Genomic DNA, 620 nt, shown 5'->3' with positions numbered 1-620 from the left:
GGTTCTATAATATTCTGTACTGATGAAAATTTTGAAGTATATTTCAAGATTATCATCAGTACTTTTTTTATTGTAAAATTGTATAAAAAAAGAGAAGTCGACTGAACCCCGGTTTCTCTAAGAAAGGATCGACTTCTCTATGTCTAATAATATCAAATATATAACAGGAATTAAAGATAATCATATTATTTTGGATAAATCAAAAGATAAATTCTCCGAATTCGCTGATTTTACAGTTTTGAACTGTGTTCAAAATTTTAATTCTCCTAAACGCTGTCCTAATTGTGGATTCAATATGGTTAAAAATGGTAAAACTCCTCAGGTTTTAATTCTTTGTCCTAAAATGGCTGCTAAACCTTTATATATGGGTATCCGTAAACAAAAATTTATCTGTAAAAATTGTCATTCAACTCGTGTATTCCCTATTTTAGGGGTTGAAGAACACTGTTCTATTTCAAATTATGTTAAACAACAAATAGTTGTTAACTTCAAGCGGACCACATCTATGAAAGACACTGCTTTTGAATACTCTGTTTCCAGTAACACTGTTCAAAGATGTCTGGAATCTACTGAAGATACTTTAAATAGAGTTAAGAAATCCTTACCTAACGCTATCGCTT

The 620-nt window shown here is 30.2% G+C and carries 1 pseudogene; it reads left to right on the top strand.

Annotated features, from left to right (window positions below):
- Window positions 1-139: 139 nt before the first annotated feature.
- Window positions 140-620, top strand: a pseudogene (locus tag JCM14209_RS08630) (transposase family protein); the annotation flags it as partial.

It is taken from the genome of Ligilactobacillus hayakitensis DSM 18933 = JCM 14209, assembly GCF_000615845.1.
Lineage (GTDB): Bacteria > Bacillota > Bacilli > Lactobacillales > Lactobacillaceae > Ligilactobacillus > Ligilactobacillus hayakitensis.
The sequence above is the reverse complement of the archived record's forward strand: the minus strand, read 5'-3'. Positions and strand labels throughout refer to the sequence as shown.